Source organism: Kosakonia sp. PSU_27, assembly GCF_039409795.1.
GTDB lineage: Bacteria > Pseudomonadota > Gammaproteobacteria > Enterobacterales > Enterobacteriaceae > Kosakonia.
Genome location: NZ_JBCIVK010000004.1, coordinates 581,296 through 599,249, shown reverse-complemented (window position 1 = coordinate 599,249; position 17,954 = coordinate 581,296). Strand labels below are relative to the sequence as shown.

Below are 17,954 nucleotides of genomic sequence, written 5' to 3'. Positions count from 1 at the left end.
CCGCCTTCCTGTCGCGCGAAATACTGAGGTAAATACTTTACCGTCCTTTCCCACATTACAGGTGTGTTGGCTGCACCTTCGCCCCCCGGTCACTTACTTGTGTAAGTCCCCGGAGATACGCAGATTTGCTGTGAAATACTCAGGTAAATAAGTGAAGCAAGCCCGGTAAGCACATGGCTTCCGGGCTTTTCACATTAAGCAAACGTCCACTCGCTGGCCGCAACGCCATTAATTAACAACTGGCGGTTTTCACCCGCAGGCAGCGTCACTTTCAGCGCCTGCCAGGCCGGGCGATAGTCGCCGCGCGTATGCACCTGCAAATCAATGGTGCTGCCCGAGCAAACCATCTCCCACTCCAGCCACAGCGCGTTGCCCTCTTTATAGCCCCAGGACTCACCATCATCCTCAAACAGCAGGCCGCGTGAACGCCCGGGCCCCTTCACCGGGAACAGGTGTAGCTCACGCGTGGTATCCGCTTTGGTATCAACATGCCTGATGCGATCGCTGAGCGGCAGACCGGCACCGGCACGCACCAGCAGCGGCAGCGTTTCCAGCGGCGCATCCAGCGTCACCCACTGGCCAGGCGCATACCAGCAACCAGTGTAAAAATCGTACCAGCCGCTATTGTTGGCTGGCAGCCAGACGCGGCGCTCGCGCTGGCCGGGTTCGACGACGCTTGCCACCAGAAGATGGCGGCCAAGCAGGAAGTCGTCGCACTCTTCGAACGTCTGCTCGTCATGTTCGTGATCGAGGAACGTCGGGCGCAGCATCGGTTCGTCGTCAGCATGTGCCTGCCACAGCAGCGTGTAGAGATAAGGCAGCAGGCGGTAGCGCAGCTCAATTGCGCTGCGGATCAACGGTGTGATCGCCGGATACATCCACGGTTCGTTCACTGTGTGATCGTCGTTCCACGAATGGATGGTGAAACGCGGGTGCATCACCCCGTTTTGCACCCAACGCACAAACAGCTCCGCATCCGGTTTATCGCCGGAAAAACCGCCGACATCGTGGCCCACGTTATACAAACCGGACAAACTCATGCCCACGCCCATGCGGATGTTGTAGCGCAACGTGTCCCAGTTGGTACGGTTATCACCGCTCCAGGTTTGCACATAACGCTGCATCCCGGCGCAGCCGGAACGGGAGATCAGGTACGGGCGCTTTTGCGGAGCAAAACGCTGCTGCGCTTCCATCGACGCGCGCATCATCAGCAGCGGCATCACCGGGCGAATATGTTTGATGGCAATTTGCTGGCCAAAACCGTGGCAGCGCGCTTCGCCGTCCCACACTTCAAACTCGTTGTTATCGTTCCAGGTCGAATCGATGCCCATCTCCAGCAGTTGCGTGGTGACGCCTTCCTGCCACCAGGTGACAGTCTGCGGGTTGGTAAAGTCGAGGTGTGAGCCTTCGTCATCCCAGAAACTGGAGCGTTCCGGCGCATCGGTTTCGGAATCGCGAATAAACAGACCGCGCTCCGCCACTTCGCTATAACGCGGGTGATCCTGCAACAGACAGGGTTTGATATTCGCTGCCAGTTTCAGTCCCGCATCGTGGAACGCCTGGCTCATCACCTTCGGCTGCGGCACTTTGTCGTAGTTCCAGTTAAAGACATAGCGCTTGCCGTTAATCGAGGTGTAGCCGGATGAGAGCTGGAACGAATCGCACGGAATCGCGTGTTCTTCGCACAGACGAATAAAATTCATCAGCTGGTTTTGCGCATCCGGCGCATCGGTGTAATGCATGGTTGAGCCGCTATAACCGAGGCTCCATTTCGGGCCGAACAGCGTTTTCCCGGTGAGGCGCACAAACGCTTTGGTAACATCCAGCGCACGCGCGCCGGTAAAAATGTAGTAATCAATATCGCCCGCTTCCGCCTGCCAGCGGCGATAGGCGGTGTGATAGTTATCGATCTCGTTACCCAGATCCAGCCAGCAACTGCTGAGGTTGTCATAAAACAGCCCGTAGCTGATATCGTCGCGGCGGGTGAGAGTAAACGGAATATGCTTGTACAGCGGGTCGGTGCTGGCAGCGTTATAGCCCATCGCATCAAGGTTGCGCATCTCATAGCGTTGACCATTGCGTTGCAGATTACCTGCCTTCTCGCCGAGGCCGTAGAAACGCTCCTCTTTTTTACGGCTGAGATAGTGCGCCACGCCGTCGCCATGGGCGTTAACCAGATACGCGCTGGTCGGGCGATCGCTCGCCAGCCATTGCCAGACGCCCGCGTCGTTGCGGTAGTGCCACTCCAGCCACAGTGGCTGGTGTACGGTGACGCGCAGTTTTGCGCTCTCAATGGTTAATGTCTCGTGCTGTTGCGCCAGCGACCAGTGCGGCAGGCTAAAACCCGACAGATCGTCGCGCGAGCGGCCTTCCCACGGAACATCATCTTTCGGTGCAATGCTCCAGGTTCTGTCCAGCGCCAGCTCGCCTTTACGCTTGAGCAGCACACGGAACAGGTTCTCTTCCAGCACATACAGACACAGGGTGTGTTGCCCGTCTACCAGCAGCTCAACATGGTGAGCTGCCTGGTTTTGTAACGTCCAGTTCTTCAGGGTTTTCATATCAGACATCCACAATCAGGCGCGTTTTGCGCGTCGTTCAGCAATAAATGCCACCAGGAAACAAGCGCCAATCAGGTCAAAGAAACCCATGGCAATAAACAGCGGGTTGAAACCAATTTTGTCGGCGGTGACGCCAATCAGCAGTGAGAAGAGGAAGCTGGCGATCCACGCCGCCGAGCCGCGCATGCCATTTACTGTTGCCATCTGGCCTTTATCGAAGGATTCCACCACCAGCGCGCTCAACATGCAGGAGATGATCTGATGGCCAAAACCGCCAATCGAAATCAGCACAATGGTGATGTATGGATCGCGGGTAATCGCGACAATGGCGAGCGAAATCATCAAAAATGCGCCGGTCACCGAGCTGGCAACCACCGAGTTCACGCGGGAGCAGCCAAACCAGCGGGTATAGAGTTTGGTCAGGTAACCGCTGGCGACGCTGCCGAGATCGGCGGCGAGGAACGGCAGCCAGGCGAACATGGCGATCTGTTTCAGATCCATACCGTGTTCTTTCGCCAGATAGAGCGGCACCCAGAAGCTCAGCACCGCCCAGGCCGGTTCTGCCATAAACGCCGGGATGGCGATACCGTAAAAGCGTTTGTTTTTCGAGACAGTTTTCAGAGCGGTAAAGAAGGGCAGTTTGACTGCTGGCGGTTCATTATCCTGCTGAATAAAGGTCAGCTCGTCTTTACTGAGGTTCGGGTGTTTGTCCGGGTTATGGTAAAACGCCCACCACAAAATCACCCACAGCAGCGCCAGCACACCGGTAAACATAAACGCGCCCTGCCAGCCAAATGAGGCGTGAGCGAAGTAGATAATCGGCGGAGCCAGCATGGCACCAATCGAGAAGCCAACGCCCGCCCAACCGGCAGCCACCGGGCGTTCTGATTTCGGGAACCATTCGCCGATAGTTTTGGCGTTCGCCGGTGTAGCCGCCGCTTCCGATGCGCCCATGGTGAAACGCAAAATCGCCAGATGTACCCAACTGCCTGCGCCAGCGTGGAAAATACAGGCCAGCGCCCAGATGATGGCGCACACCATAAAGCCAACTTTCAGGCCAATCACGTCAATCAGCCAGCCACACAGCGGCTGGAAAATGGTGTAAGCCAGCTGAAACGCGCCGACAATCCATGAGTATTGTTCGGTGGTGATGCCGAGGCTGGTTTTTAATTCCGGTGCCAGAATCCCCAGCGAGTTTCGGGTGATGTAGTTCACCGTGACGCCGAATAAGAACAGCACCAACATCCACCAGCGTAATTTTTTGACTATCCGGCGGCTCTTGCTGGCCGCCATTTCATTGTTGATCCCCTGGCTCATTCTTTTCTCCGCATATCTTCTTGTAGGGAAGTCGGGGCAAACTCTTGCGGAGTTGTTATACCGCACAGGTTTGCATGATGATTTATCTGCATTTTTTTGGTTATTGTTCCTACAACTAGTATGGAAGTTGTATGACACGTTTACGTTAGGCGAGAAAAATCGGCAGCTAAAGTGGATTTTGTGCAAGGATTCTCATCAATCAGCGACGACATGCGGCAAACTTGTATTGATGCCATGAATATCAGGCTTTTCGATTCATGAAAATTTTCCCATTTCGGAAACGGAGCAAGATCACAGAATGGATAAAAAGCTCAAAATCACCGAAATTGCCCTGCGTACGAATCTGTCGACCAGCACGGTTTCCCGCGTGCTGGCAGGCAAAGCCAATACCAGTGAAAAAGCGCGCACAACAGTGCTGGCCTGCGCGCGTGAGCTGGGGGTGATGGAGGGGATTGCCGCCGGGCGGCTGTTGCTGAATAACCTGATTGTTTTCGCACCGCAGCGGGCCTTTGATGAGCGTTCCGATATCTTCTACTACCGGGTGATACAGAGCATTAACAAAGCGTTGTCACCCCATGAAGTGCGGCTGCGCTACTGCGCGCTGGAAGAGCTGGACAGCGACGCCAATGAATTTCTCGCGCGTATGAACGCAGCGGAAACCCAGGCGGCGATCCTGCTGGGCATTGATGATCCCCATATTCATGACCTGGCGGCGGATATGGGTAAACCCTGCGTGTTAATCAACTGCCGTGACGGGCGTATGCGTTTGCCTTCCATCGCGCCGGATCACCGCACGATCGGCGAGTTTGCTGCAAATTATCTGTTTGATATGGGCCACCGCGAGGTGGTGAATGTGATGTGCCTGCGTCGCTACACGATGGATCTGCGCCTGGCGGGCATCAAAGAGGCCTGGCAGCGGCGCAATCTGCGTTTCCAAAGTAAGCGGGATCTGATCACTGTCCCCAGTTTTAGTGCCAAAGAAGCGGGGATGCGGGTAGGGGAGTGGCTTGATGATCCGGCGCATAAATCACCGCCTACCGCCTTTCTCGTCGGGGGCGATTTTATGGCGGAAGGCACGGTTCATGCGCTCCAGCAGCGTGGGCTGCGCGTGCCGCAGGATGTCTCGGTGATGAGCATTGACGCCTTTAATCTGGCGGCGATTCAGGATGTGCCGCTCACCGCGGTGCATGTCCCGCGTGATGAACTTGGCGTGGAGGCGGTACACCTGCTGCAACAACTGTTGATCCGCCCGCAGGCCACCACCGGTTCGCTGTTACTCAACGGTACGCTTGCGGTGCGCGAATCGGTACGGCGGATACGTCCCGGGCAACAACGTACCGCCGTGGAGCGTGAAGGGTTGTATGATGTCTAAACGTCCATACCCAGCGCGCGCTTCCCATGAATATTCAGGTCGTCCAGCGTAAAGCGGCCTGACCAGTCGCTTTCGTAGTTCTCACGCGGAAAATCGCCCGGCGAAGCACCTTGTTCCAGCGCGATCTTCACTTTGCGCGCATACGCGAGATTTTTCGCGCACAGCGGCGCGGCGGGAATGTACATCACATTGCCCCAGCCTTGCTGGTTTTCCACCGGCGCAACCGAGTGGATCACATCGCAGTGCCACCATACGGAATCCCCGGCTTCCAGCGCCGGAATGCTGCTCAGGGCTTCTATCAGCAGCGGATGCCACTTCTCCGAGACCGGTAATACACGCCCAGGCGCCACACCGCAAAGCTCATCTTCCGGAACATCATCCAGCAGCGGGCGCAGCAGAATATACGCCATCGCTTCCGGGATCGGCACCACGTGCAGCAACCCTTGTCCGGGGATCATGTCCGACAACGCTGTCCAGCCCTGGAAGGTGCGGAACACCGAACATTTGGTGGTGTTATCCACCGTGTACTCTTCCACCTCGGTGCGGTGCGCCGCATTCCACGGGTCATATTCCTCAAATTTGCCGCTAAACACGCTGGCAAACACACGCTGGTAAGCGGGGAGCAGCCAGCGCTCCAGCGCACCGGAATCCGTATGCGCGCCGAGGCCTTTCGAGGTGGTTCCCGGCGGACGGCGGCGAATGCGATCCGGGTAGATGACGCTCACATCCGGATCAAACCATTGCTGGCCTTCACTTTCGAAGCGCCACAGGCGGTTGAGGAAGGATTGCACGGCGGCCATTTCCTCGCTCTGGCGCGCCTGCATCTGCGCCTGCGACCAGTAAATAGGGTAGATTTCCGGGCGCGAGGCCTCCAGCGTGCCAAAGAAGCTGTCACCAGGCCCTTTGTACACCTCATCAAAATGGTTCTGGTCGAGGTAATCCAGCATTGAGCGATCCCAGCCCAGCGCCTGCTCACGCGGGAAATGCCTCTTAATGACCGCACAACCGCGTTGCTTGATAAGCGCCCGCTGCGCCTCGCTAACCTTGCCTTGCGCAATGTCGCTGTAGGCAATTTGTGGCCACACGGATTTGCCTTGTGCTTTAAGGGCATTGATATCCGCTACGCGGGCGGCAATCTGTTCGCTCAGGCGGTTAAACACCTGCTGTACATCGCCGATCTGCGCGCGCAATTCCTGTTTCATCTGACGAATCGATGCTTTGTGATCGGTGGGCAGTGTTTCACTGGTAAAAGCCATGTTGAACCCCTCATTCTTTCATTCGAAAGTTATTTAACTTACAAGTGATAAAATAAGTTAAAAAGAAGTTAATGCAAGTTTAAAAACTTGATGCGGAGCACAAAGCGGAAAATTAGCCACAGGAAGGGCCGGAGCGGGCGCTCCGGCAGAGGTTCAGCGATTGAATGGCGCGGTGTTGTCAAGCACGGCCTGAATCACATTCAATGCGCCGTGGTGGTTATTGTCATCGGTCTGATAACGGGCAATGGCTTTAATGGCATCGCTGGCGTTGCCCATGGCGAACGAGAAATCGGTCATGCGCAGCATTTCCGCGTCGTTACCGCTGTCGCCAATGGTGACGCACTGTTGCGGTGAGATGCCCCAGCGTTTAAGCAGGCGCGTAATGCCGTTGGCTTTATGCAGACCAGGGATTATCAAATCGACAAAACCAAAGCCGCTGGTGACCGGCTTCATGATGCCGTCAAGCGAGACATGCAGAGCGTCGATCAATTGCGGGATGTCGCTGTCCGGCAAGTTCAACGAAAATTTGAACAGGGTATCGTCAATGTGCTGAAAATCGCGTACCGGCTTTAAGCGGTAATAGTGTTTCGACATCAGTTCGACGAACTCTGCCGGAGCGTTTTCGCTTACGTACGCGCTTTCCAGGCCGCAGGCAACAAAGTTGAGGCTGCTGTCTTTTAACAGTTCGCCAATCACCACCTGCGCTTCGTGGCGGGTCAGCTCACCGTGGAACAACTGTTGACCGTGCTCATATACCAGCGCGCCGTTTTCCGCGACGAACGAAATGGTCTCTTTCAGCTCCGGGAAGAAGGAGATCAGCTGGTAATACTGGTTGCCGCTGGCGACAACAAACTCAATATTCCGCTGACGAAGCTGCTCGAATTGCGCCATAAATCGTGTGCGATCGTACTGCTTGGCGTCATCAAGGAAGGTTCCGTCCATATCGGTAACGATAACTTTGACGGTCATACATAGAACTCCTGAATGTAACTGCGACGAGAAACATTCTAGAGATAATGTGAGGGGAAGCACAAATTTTATTTCATTCGAAAGTAAACCTGTCGTCTTTTCTCAGGGTAGATGTTTACCCGCCGTCTTTCGAAGCGCAGGTGCGTTGTCTGCGGCGGTTCGGCCGGCCACCTACAGATGTAAGCTCGTTTACCCGTCGTCTTTCGAAGCGCAGGGGCGTTGGCTGCGGCGGTGCGGCCGGACACTGACTGCTGTAAGTTCGTTTACCCGTCGTCTTTCGAACTGCAGGTGTGTTAGCTGCGGCGGCGCGCCCCGGTCACTTACTTGTGTAAGCTCCCGGGGACTTACCGCCTTGCCGCCTTCCTGCAATCCGAAATCCATAGGTTAAACATCAGATAGTAACGGACAAAAGGCGGCTGTTAGTTAATAACGAATAACGGTCATCCGGTCGCTACCTTATAAGGTATGTTCAGTACGGGCGATAATGTCGTCCTGCGCATCTGGCGACAGGGCGGTAAAGAACGCCGAATAACCGGCGACGCGCACCACCAAATCGCGATACCGATCCGGGTGTTTCTTCGCCTCCAGCAGCGTTTCGCGCGACACGATGTTGTACTGAATATGCCAGCCTTTATGCACCTCAAAGAAGGTACGCAGCAGCACCATCAGCTTTTGCTTATCGCTCTCGTTTTCCAGCGTCGACGGATTCAGTTTCTGGTTCAGCAACACCCCGCCGAGAATCGCCTCCACCGGCAATTTACCCACCGAGCTTATCACCGCCGTCGGCCCCAGATGATCAGTGCCGGACGCCGGGCTTGCGCCCTCCGCCAGCGGCGTATGCGCTTTGCGACCATCCGGTGTCGCCATCGTCGCTGCGCCAAACGGCACGTTCGCGGAAATGGACGAGGTTCCGGCGTAATAATTGCCACCGATCGGGCCGCGACCGTAACGCGGGTTGTGATACTGCTTCAGCTCATCGATATAGGTTTGATAAGCACGTACCAGCAGCGTATCCACGCTGTCATCATCGTTGCCGTATTTCGGCGCGCTGTTGACCAGCCGTTGGCGCAACTGTTCGTGCGTCAGGCCGTCAAAATCTTCTGCCAGTGCCTGCGCCAGTTGTTGTTGCCCAATAACACCCTGGTCAAAGACCAGCTTTTTCACCGCCGCGAGGCTGTTACCCAGGTTGGCGATCCCCACCTGCAAGCCGGACACCCAGTCATATTTCGCTCCACCTTGTTTAATGCTTTTCGCCCGTTCGATGCAGTCATCGACCAGCGCGGAGCAGAGAATATCCGGCACGTTCTCTTCCAGCATGGTGTCGACCACATACTCAATCTCAATGGATTTACGGGTGTAATAACGGATCTGCCGATCCCACGCCTGCATCACCTCCTCGAAGCCGTGGAAATTACCCGCCGACAGCGCCTGGATCTGTGGCAGAAAGATTTTGCCGCTGGTGGCGTCGCGTCCGCCTTCCAGTGCCGCCAGCATCACGCGGGCGAAGTTGATAAAGCTCATGCCGGTGCAGCGGTAGCCCCATTTGCCGCCAACGGCGGTTTCAATGCAGCCAATGGCCGCATAGTCGTAGGCGTCGGCGGTCTCAACGCCGAGTTTGATAAATTCTGGGATGACAATTTCATCGTTATTGAACGCGGGCATGCCAAAGCCGCAGCGAATAACCTGCACGCAGGCGTCGAGGAAGTCGTTGCTCATGCCGGCGTGGTAACGCACGCTCAGGTTCGGCTGGGTGGAACGCAGGCGTCCGCAGGATTCCAGAATCGCGTAAGAGAGCGGGTTAACCGCGTTGCGCGCTTCACCGTTATGCCACTGCTGACCGCCGATGGTGACGTTCTGATAGAGCGGGCTGCCCGCCGAGGCTTTCGAATGCGAGCCGGAGCGAATTTTGTTCACTTCCAGCAGTTTCAGCCAGCAACTGTGCAGCAGCTCAATGGCCTGTTCGCGCGGCAATGACTGCTGCAATTCAACATCGCGGCGATAGTACGGATACAGATACTGATCCATGCGTCCGAAAGAGACCGAATGCCCGTTGGATTCAATCTGCAAAATCAGCTGGATAAAGTAGCAGAGCTGCAACGCCTGCCAGAAGGTGCGCGGTGGTTCGTGGGCGATAATCAGGCAGTTTTCCGCCATCGCCAGCAGTTCATCGCGGCGGTTTTGCCGCGTCTCTTCCGCGGCCATCTCGCGCGCCAGCCCGGCAAAACGTTCGATATGCAGGCTGACGGCTTCCAGCACAATATCAATCGCTTTTAAGAATTGATCGCCATGCAGGTCGTCGAGCACCGTCAGGTTGATGCGCGTCCGGCGTTCATCCACTTTGTGGCGCAACCCGTCAAGACCAAGCTCCAGCAGCAGCGGGAAGTTCACCGCCAGGTGCGCGTCGCCAGAAGTCATATTGCCTTCGGCTTTGATAATGCCGGTTTCCAGCAGCGCTTTTTGTTCGTCAGTAAACATACCGTAACAGCGATCCTGCACCGTCTGACCGCGCCACCACGGGCAGATCTCATGCAGCACGCGTTTGTTCTCTTCGCTAACCGCAAAGCCTGCGCCGGGGCGGTCGGCGAGCTCATCGATCTCTTTTTCGATCCACGAAACGGTGTATTCGGGGAAGATCGGCGCAGCGCGCACTTCGCTTGCCTGGTTGCCGATAATCAGCTCGTCATGCTTGATCCAGATGGTACGCTCGGCCAGGTGATGCGCCAGCGCCAGCGCGCGGCGTACCGGCAGCGGTTTGTCCATGTTCTGCTGGTAAACCTGGGTGTAATGCCGGGCGCGCTCGGTGCAAACCGGTGGCTTCACAATATGCACCAGCGCGGTTTTATGGGCTTTTATACGATCGGTCAGGGTGTTGAGTTGCAGCGTGGTCATGGTTCTATCCTCGTAATGTCGCCGTCAGCCCTTTGCGCTGGGCACAATCCTGTGCAAACGCCAGCAGTTGCGGGGCGTCGAGCGGCTTCTCTGGGGCGGTGTAGGGTTCGCCGAGCAGGTGATACTTGTTCATGCCCAGCGTGTGGTAAGGCAAAAAATGAATGTCGCTGACGTTCAGCTCATCGGCGGCGAAGGCGGTAATGGCGCTTATGGCGTCTTTATCGGCATTAAAACCGGGGATCAGCGGCACGCGAATGGTGAGTTTTTTTCCCGCCTGTGCCAGCCGTTTCAGGTTATCCAGCACACGTTTTGCCGAGCCGCCGGTCCACTGGCGAAAAGCGGCATCATCGACATGTTTTAAATCAGCGAGAAACAGATCAACAAAGGGCAGGGACGGTTCGATATAGCGCCACGGCACATGCAGGCAGGTTTCCACTGCCGTATGAATGCCGTGCTGATGGCTGCTCTGGAGCAGTTGCTGCGCCAGTTGCGGGTTCATAAACGGCTCGCCGCCGGAAAGGGTGATGCCGCCGCCGCTGCGGTCATAAAAGGGTTTATCGCGCAAAACGGTAGCCATAATATCGCCCACATCTGGCGTCTCACCGCAGACACTCAGCGCCTCGGTCGGGCAGCAACCAGTGAGCGCATCCAGCTGTCTTTCATCAAGTTTTTCGCGATGAATAACCAAACCGTTTACCGCACGTTCGATCACATTTGGTGCGGCGTGCTGGCATAAATCACACCCGGCAAGGCACAGACGGTTGTCAAAGAGCAGATCCCGCGTGCGGCTGCGGCTCTCCGGGTTCTGGCACCAGCGGCAGCTTAACGAGCAGCCTTTCAGGAACACGACAGTGCGAATGCCCGGGCCGTCATGAGTGGAATAGCGCTGGATGTTGAAGATCATTTTTTATCTCCATTCATTTCATATGGAGATTAAATTACTTTCGAATGAAAGTTTCCGTGACGAGAGTCGACCTTTTATCGCGATGCCGGATGACGTTGCGCCATCCGGAAAATAAAGGGAGATTAACGCCCGCAGACTTCGCAGGCAGAATTGCGCAGCAGTTTCATTTCACGGAACTGGCAGGTCATCGCATCGTACATCACGATTTTTCCCGCCGCCGGCGTACCGTAATGCGCCAGCACTTTGATGGCTTCCATCGCCTGCAACGAACCAATCACCCCGACCAGTGGCGCCATGACACCCGCTTCGACACAGGTCAGCGCATTATCGCCAAACAAGCGGCTCAGACAGCGATAGCACGGGTCGTTTTCGCCCCAGGTAAAGACGCTGATCTGGCCTTCCATGCGAATGGCCGCACCGGAAACCAGCGGTACGCGATGCTGGAAACAGCCCGCGTTGAGCTGGTTACGAATCGCGACGTTATCGGTGCAATCCAGCACCAGGTCATGTGCGGCAATCTGTGTGAACAGCGCCGTATCATCAAGCAGGGCGTTGATGGCGGTGTAGTGCACATTGGGGTTGATGCGCAGTAACGATTCGCGCGCCGAGTCCACTTTTGCCGCGCCTATATCCGCGTCGCTGTGCAGCGTCTGGCGTTGCAGGTTGGAGAGCGCCACGGTATCAAAATCGAGCAGCGTCATCTGCCCGATGCCTGCCGCGGCCAGATATTGTGCGGCGGCGCAGCCGAGGCCGCCGAGCCCGACCACCAGTACGCGAGCGGCTTTTAACCGCTCCTGGCCGTCGAAATCAAAACTGCGCAAAATAATCTGCCGGTTATAGCGCATCATCTCCGCGTCGCTGAGTGCTTCAGCCATCTTTAGCCTCCGAAGAGATGGTTAAACAACTCGACATCCACCCATTCACCGGCTTCGACATTGCCACGTTCGCGCTCCAGCACCACAAAGCAGTTGCCCTGGCTAAAGGAGCTGAAAATATGTGAACCCTGGTGCCCGGTGCTGCGCACTTCCAGCGTGCCATCGTCGCCACGGCTTAACACGCCACGCTGAAAATCGAGACGCCCCGGCGACTTTTTCAGGCGCTCCGCCGCACGAGCGCGAAAACGCAGCGGCTGCGTATCGGCGGTGTTACCGGCAAGTTTCGCCAGCAGCGGTTGTACCAGCTGATAAAAGGTGAGCGTCGCGGAAACCGGGTTGCCCGGCAGGCCGCAGAACCAGCTGTTTTTGAGCTTACCGAAGGCGAACGGTTTACCCGGCTTGATCGCCAGTTTCCAGAATGCGATTTCGCCCAGTTCATCAAGAATAGTTTTGGTGTAATCGGCTTCGCCCACCGACACGCCGCCGGAGCTCAGCACCACATCGGCCTGGCTGTCGGCAGCAATAAAGGTGTCGCGCAGCTTCTGCGGGTCATCCGGCACGATGCCAAGGTTAATCACCTCATAACCGAGCTGGCTCAGCATCAGGTGAACGGATAGGCGGTTGGTATCGTAGATTTGCCCGTCAGCCAGCGGCTGGCCTGGCAGTTGCAGTTCGTCGCCGGTGGAAAACAGCGCCACGCGCACTTTGCGCAGCACACTGACATCGGCAATGCCCAGCGAGGCAATGACCGGCAGCTCGGCGGCGGTCAGTTTTGTGCCCGCCGCAAAAACGCTGGCACCTTGTCGAATATCTTCGCCCGCGCGGCGGATATTCTGATTGGCCCGCACCTCGGCGGTAAAACAAATACCGGCGTCGGTCTGTTCGGTCTGTTCCTGCATCACTACCGCATCGCACCCGGCGGGGATCGGCGCACCGGTCATAATGCGTATACAGGTGCCGGCAGGCCACTCGCCGTCGAAGGGCTGCCCGGCAAACGCTTTACCCGCCACCGGCAGGGCGTTACCACTTTGTACCTCCGCCAGCCGCACGGCGTAGCCGTCCATCGCCGAGTTATCAAAACCCGGTACGTTCAGCGGAGAGATAATATCTTGCGCCACCACGCGGCCAAAGCAGGCCACCAGCGGCAGGGTTTCGCTTTCAGTCAGCGGTGAAATGCGTGACAGCATCTGTGACAGGGCCGTATCGAGCGAGATCAGGCCGTTTGATGATTCCATAGTTAATATCCAGTCAACGCGATGAAGCGGCCATTATGGCAGAAAAGAGAAGGCCTCAACATGCCTTACGCCTACCCCATTGTAATGACATTGCTTTACATCGTTGTAACGACTTTCTATATTCAGAAATCCCTCCAGGCGCAGAGAAATTCAGGCGGCACAAATGGTTAAAGCGGTAATCGCAATACACGGCGGTGCGGGTGCTATCGGCCGTGCGCAGATGAGCCCGGAAAAAGAGCAACGTTACGTACATGTACTTTCGTCAATTATCGAAACCGGACAGCGCATGCTGGAATCGGGCGTAAGCGCGCTGGATGTGGTAACGGAAGCGGTGCGGCTGCTGGAGGAGTGTCCCTTATTTAACGCCGGTATCGGCGCGGTATTTACCCGCGATGAAACCCATGAGCTGGATGCCTGCGTGATGGACGGCAACACACTGCAAGCGGGCGCGGTGGCGGGCGTCAGCCGCTTGCGCAATCCGGTACTGGCGGCGCGTCTGGTGATGGAGCACAGCCCGCACGTTTTCATGATTGGCGAAGGGGCGGAAAAGTTTGCCTTTTCCCACGGTATGGAGGCGGTATCGCCGAGCCTGTTTTCCACCCCGGAACGCTTTGCGCAATTGATGGAAGCGCGCGACGCCGGGAACACCGTGCTGGATCATGGCGGTGCGCCGCTCGATGAGAGCAAAAAATTTGGCACCGTGGGGGCGGTGGCGCTGGATAAGCAGGGCAACCTGGCGGCTGCGACATCGACCGGCGGCATGACCAATAAATTACCGGGTCGCGTGGGCGACAGTCCACTGCCCGGCGCAGGTTGCTATGCCAATAACGCCAACGTGGCGGTCTCCTGCACCGGCACCGGCGAAGTATTTATCCGCGCGCTGGCGGCTTACGACATCGCCGCGCTGATGGAGTACGGCGGTTTGAGTTTGCAGGAAGCCTGCGACGCCGTGGTGATGGAAAAACTGCCGGCGCTGGGCGGTAGCGGTGGGCTGATTGCGGTTGATCGCGAAGGTAACGTGGCGCTGCCGTTCAACAGTGAAGGGATGTATCGCGCGTGGGGTTACGCGGGCGATGCGCCAAGCGTGGGCATTTATCGTGAATAATGCGAGTGGGGTTGCGCGGATGGAAACCGACGCGAACATGGTGCTGGATGTCAGTAATCTGAACGTCGCTTTCTGCCATGACAAGCAACTCGTCCCGGCGGTTCGCCATCTCTCCTTTTCCCTTAAACGCGGCGAAACGCTGGCGATTGTCGGCGAATCCGGCTCCGGTAAATCGGTTACCGCGCTCGCGTTGCTGCGCCTGATTGAGCAGGCGGGCGGCGAAGTGAGCTGCGATCATATGCGTCTGACCCGGCGTAACCGGCAGAATGTGGAGCTTACCCGGCTGAGCGCATCGCAGATGCGCAGCGTGCGCGGCGCGGATATCGCGATGATTTTTCAGGAGCCGATGACCTCGCTCAATCCGGTGTTTCCGGTGGGCGAGCAGATCGCCGAGTCAATTCGCCTGCACCAGAAGCTGGGGCGCGAAGACGCCATGATTGAAGCGCGGCGTATGCTCGATCTGGTGCGCATCCCGGAATCGCAGTCGATTTTATCCAGCTTTCCGCATCAGCTTTCCGGCGGCATGCGCCAGCGCGTGATGATTGCCATGGCGCTCTCCTGTCGCCCGGCGGTGCTGATTGCCGACGAACCGACCACCGCGCTGGATGTCACGATCCAGGCGCAGATCCTGCAACTCATCGCCGTGCTGCAAAAAGAGATGTCGATGGGGGTGATTTTCATCACGCACGATATGGGCGTGGTCGCCGATGTTGCCGACCGCGTACTGGTGATGAACCAGGGCGAAGCGGTAGAAACCGGCAGCGTTGAGCAGATTTTCAACCATCCGCAGCATCCGTATACCAAAGCGCTGCTGGCGGCGGTGCCCAAACTGGGGGCGATGCACGGCAGCACGCTGCCGCGCCGTTTTCCGCTGATCTCACCGAAAAACCCGGCGCATCAGGAAGCGGAAATTGAACAGGATACAGTCGTGCCGGGCGAGCCGATTTTGCAGGTGCGCGATCTGGTGGCGCGCTTCCCGCTGCGCAGCGGTATTCTTAATCGCGTCACCAAAGAGGTGCACGCTGTGGAAGGGGTGAGTTTTGATCTCTGGCCTGGCGAGACGCTGTCGCTGGTGGGCGAATCCGGCAGCGGTAAATCCACCACCGGGCGCGCGCTGCTGCGCCTGGTGGAGCACCAGAGCGGTTCTATCACCTTTAACGGCGAGCGCATTGATACGCTGCCGGATAGCAAAATGAAACGCATCCGCCGCGATATTCAGTTTATTTTTCAGGATCCGTACGCCTCGCTGGACCCGCGCCAGACCGTTGGCGATTCCATTATCGAACCGCTGCGGGTGCACAATTTATTGGGTGAAGAAGAGGGGCGGCAGCGCGTGGAGTGGCTGCTGGAGCGCGTCGGTCTGAAGCCGGAACATGCCTGGCGCTACCCGCATGAGTTTTCCGGCGGGCAGCGTCAGCGCATCTGCATTGCCCGGGCGCTGGCGCTCAACCCGCGCGTGGTGGTGGCGGACGAATCCGTTTCGGCGCTGGATGTTTCGATCCGCGCGCAAATCATCAATTTACTGCTCGATTTGCAGCGTGAGATGGGCATTGCGTTTCTGTTTATCTCGCATGATATGGCGGTGGTAGAACGCATCAGCCACCGCGTCGCGGTGATGTACCTTGGGCAAATTGTTGAGATCGGCCCACGGCAGGCGGTGTTTGAAAACCCGCAGCATCCGTATACACGTAAGTTAATGTCGGCGGTGCCGGTTGCCGACCCTGCGCACCATCACGCGCAGCGTGTGTTGTTGTCTGATGACATGCCCAGCAATATCCGCAAACGCGGCGAGTCAATGCAACGCGTGCAGTTGCAGAATGTGGGGCCGGGGCATTTTGTTGCCCGCTCGACGCCCGGCAGCACGCAATCCCGTTTTTAACTGAGCACTGGCAGGGTTCTTCAGGAGAGCAACATGACACAATTCATTTCACGGCACTGGCGGGGACTCGCCAGCGTGATGTTTGCGCTGACCGCCATCCCGGCCGTTGCGGCGAAGGATGTGGTTGTCGCGGTGGGATCCAATTTCACTACCCTCGACCCGTATGATGCCAACGACACGCTGTCGCAGGCGGTGGCGAAATCGTTCTATCAGGGGCTATTTGGCCTTGATAAAGATATGCAGCTGGAATACGTGCTGGCAGAGAGTTACAGCGTTTCCGCTGACGGCATGGTCTATACCGTCAACTTGCGCCACGGGGTAAAGTTCCAGGATGGTACGGACTTTGACGCCGCTGCGGTAAAAGCGAACCTCGACCGTGCCAGCAACCCGCGCAACAGCCTGAAGCGCTATAACCTGTATAAAAATATCGCCAGAACCGATGTGGTGGATGCCTACACGGTAAAAATCACCCTCAAGCAGCCTTTTTCCGCGTTTATCAATATCCTCGCCCACCCGGCAACGGCCATGATTTCTCCGGCGGCGCTGCAAAAATATGGCAACGACATTGGTTTTCACCCGGTCGGCACCGGCCCGTATGAACTGGAAGCGTGGAATCAGACCGATTACGTGAAAGTGAAGAGATTCGCCGGGTACTGGCAGCAAGGTTTACCCAAGCTGGACTCCATTACCTGGCGGCCGGTGGTGGACAACAACACCCGCGCGGCGATGCTGCAAACCGGCGAAGCGCAGTTTGCCTTCCCCATCCCTTACGAGCAGGCGGAAGTGCTGAAAAGAAACAGCAAGCTGGAGCTGGTCGCCAGCCCGTCGATTATGCAGCGTTACATCAGCATGAATGTCACGCAAAAACCGTTCGATAACCCGAAAGTGCGCGAGGCGATCAACTACGCTATTAACCGCCCGGCCCTGGTGAAAGTGGCGTTCGCCGGTTTCGCGACGCCCGCCACCGGCGTTGTACCGCCAACCATTGCCTATTCCCAGGCCTATCAACCCTGGCCGTACGATCCGGCAAAAGCCCGCGAACTGCTAAAAGAAGCCGGTTATCCGCAGGGGTTCAGCACCACTTTGTGGTCGTCGCATAACCACAGCACCGCGCAGAAAGTATTACAGTTTACCCAGCAGCAACTGGCGCAGGTGGGCATTAGAGTGCAGGTGACGGCGATGGACGCCGGGCAGCGCGCAGCGGAAGTGGAAGCCAAAGCGCAGGCGCAGAGCGGCGTGCGCATGTTCTATACCGGCTGGTCGGCCTCGACCGGCGAAGCTGACTGGGCGCTGTCGCCGCTGTTCGCCTCATGGAACTGGCCGCCAACGCAGTTCAACACCGCGTTTTACAGCAACCCGCAGGTGGATAAAGACCTGGCCGAGGCGTTAAAAACCACGGATGCCGCGGAGAAAGAGCAGTTGTACAAACAGGCGCAGGATCTCATCTGGCAGGAGTCGCCATGGGTGCCGCTGGTGGTGGAAAAGCTGGTTTCAGCACATAACAAGAAGCTCACCGGTTTCTACATTATGCCCGATACCGGGTTCAGTTTTGATAACGCGGATTTGGTGAAATAACTCACTCCACCTCGCAG

12 protein-coding genes are annotated in these 17,954 nt (G+C 57.1%); 4 read left to right on the top strand and 8 right to left on the bottom strand.

Translation table 11 applies throughout. From position 1 onward, the window contains the following. Positions 1-194 precede the first annotated feature (194 nt). Positions 195-2,561, bottom strand: a complete 2,367-nt coding sequence (locus AAIG26_RS12950; RefSeq protein ID WP_343180003.1) for a glycoside hydrolase family 31 protein — start codon at positions 2,559-2,561, stop codon at positions 195-197. A 15-nt stretch (positions 2,562-2,576) separates the two neighbouring features. Continuing rightward, positions 2,577-3,878, bottom strand: coding sequence for an MFS transporter (locus tag AAIG26_RS12945; protein ID WP_020457145.1), 1,302 nt, complete (start codon positions 3,876-3,878; stop codon positions 2,577-2,579). A gap of 298 nt (positions 3,879-4,176) precedes the next feature. Between AAIG26_RS12945 and AAIG26_RS12940 the strand changes: the two genes are divergently transcribed. Next, positions 4,177-5,250 (top strand): LacI family DNA-binding transcriptional regulator, encoded by a 1,074-nt coding sequence (locus tag AAIG26_RS12940; protein ID WP_343180002.1) that lies wholly within the window; start codon positions 4,177-4,179, stop codon positions 5,248-5,250. Here the strand turns inward: AAIG26_RS12940 and AAIG26_RS12935 are convergent. The 6 genes from AAIG26_RS12935 to moeA form a co-directional block, all read right to left on the bottom strand. Beyond that, the gene (locus AAIG26_RS12935) at positions 5,247-6,506 is read right to left on the bottom strand and encodes a DUF1479 domain-containing protein (protein ID WP_343180001.1); all 1,260 of its coding nucleotides are present in this window, start codon (positions 6,504-6,506) and stop codon (positions 5,247-5,249) included. The genes AAIG26_RS12940 and AAIG26_RS12935 overlap by 4 nt on opposite strands. Before the next feature lie 153 nt (positions 6,507-6,659). Further along, positions 6,660-7,475 (bottom strand): Cof-type HAD-IIB family hydrolase, encoded by an 816-nt coding sequence (locus AAIG26_RS12930; RefSeq protein ID WP_343180000.1) that lies wholly within the window; start codon positions 7,473-7,475, stop codon positions 6,660-6,662. Positions 7,476-7,931: 456 nt separating this feature from the next. Then, positions 7,932-10,364 carry a formate C-acetyltransferase/glycerol dehydratase family glycyl radical enzyme gene (locus AAIG26_RS12925; RefSeq protein ID WP_343179999.1) on the bottom strand — a complete coding sequence of 811 codons (2,433 nt, stop codon included), beginning with the start codon at positions 10,362-10,364 and terminating at the stop codon, positions 7,932-7,934. 4 nt (positions 10,365-10,368) lie between these two features. Continuing rightward, positions 10,369-11,268: a glycyl-radical enzyme activating protein gene (locus AAIG26_RS12920; RefSeq protein WP_343179998.1), complete on the bottom strand. Its 900-nt coding sequence runs from the start codon at positions 11,266-11,268 to the stop codon at positions 10,369-10,371. Between the two features lie 122 nt (positions 11,269-11,390). Next, on the bottom strand, positions 11,391-12,143 hold the full coding sequence (moeB, locus tag AAIG26_RS12915) for a molybdopterin-synthase adenylyltransferase MoeB (RefSeq protein WP_343179997.1): 753 nt from the start codon (positions 12,141-12,143) through the stop codon (positions 11,391-11,393). 2 nt (positions 12,144-12,145) lie between these two features. After that, complete coding sequence (gene moeA / locus AAIG26_RS12910) at positions 12,146-13,378, bottom strand: molybdopterin molybdotransferase MoeA (protein WP_343179996.1); 1,233 nt, start codon at positions 13,376-13,378, stop codon at positions 12,146-12,148. 163 nt (positions 13,379-13,541) lie between these two features. Between moeA and iaaA the strand changes: the two genes are divergently transcribed. From iaaA to gsiB, 3 genes are read left to right on the top strand one after another with little or no spacing between them, the layout of a single operon-like run. Further along, positions 13,542-14,483: a beta-aspartyl-peptidase gene (gene iaaA / locus AAIG26_RS12905; RefSeq protein ID WP_020457153.1), complete on the top strand. Its 942-nt coding sequence runs from the start codon at positions 13,542-13,544 to the stop codon at positions 14,481-14,483. A gap of 19 nt (positions 14,484-14,502) precedes the next feature. Beyond that, positions 14,503-16,362 carry a glutathione ABC transporter ATP-binding protein GsiA gene (gsiA, locus tag AAIG26_RS12900; RefSeq protein ID WP_343180333.1) on the top strand — a complete coding sequence of 620 codons (1,860 nt, stop codon included), beginning with the start codon at positions 14,503-14,505 and terminating at the stop codon, positions 16,360-16,362. A 33-nt stretch (positions 16,363-16,395) separates the two neighbouring features. Continuing rightward, positions 16,396-17,937 carry a glutathione ABC transporter substrate-binding protein GsiB gene (gsiB, locus tag AAIG26_RS12895; protein ID WP_045506492.1) on the top strand — a complete coding sequence of 514 codons (1,542 nt, stop codon included), beginning with the start codon at positions 16,396-16,398 and terminating at the stop codon, positions 17,935-17,937. The last annotated feature ends 17 nt before the right edge of the window (positions 17,938-17,954 follow it).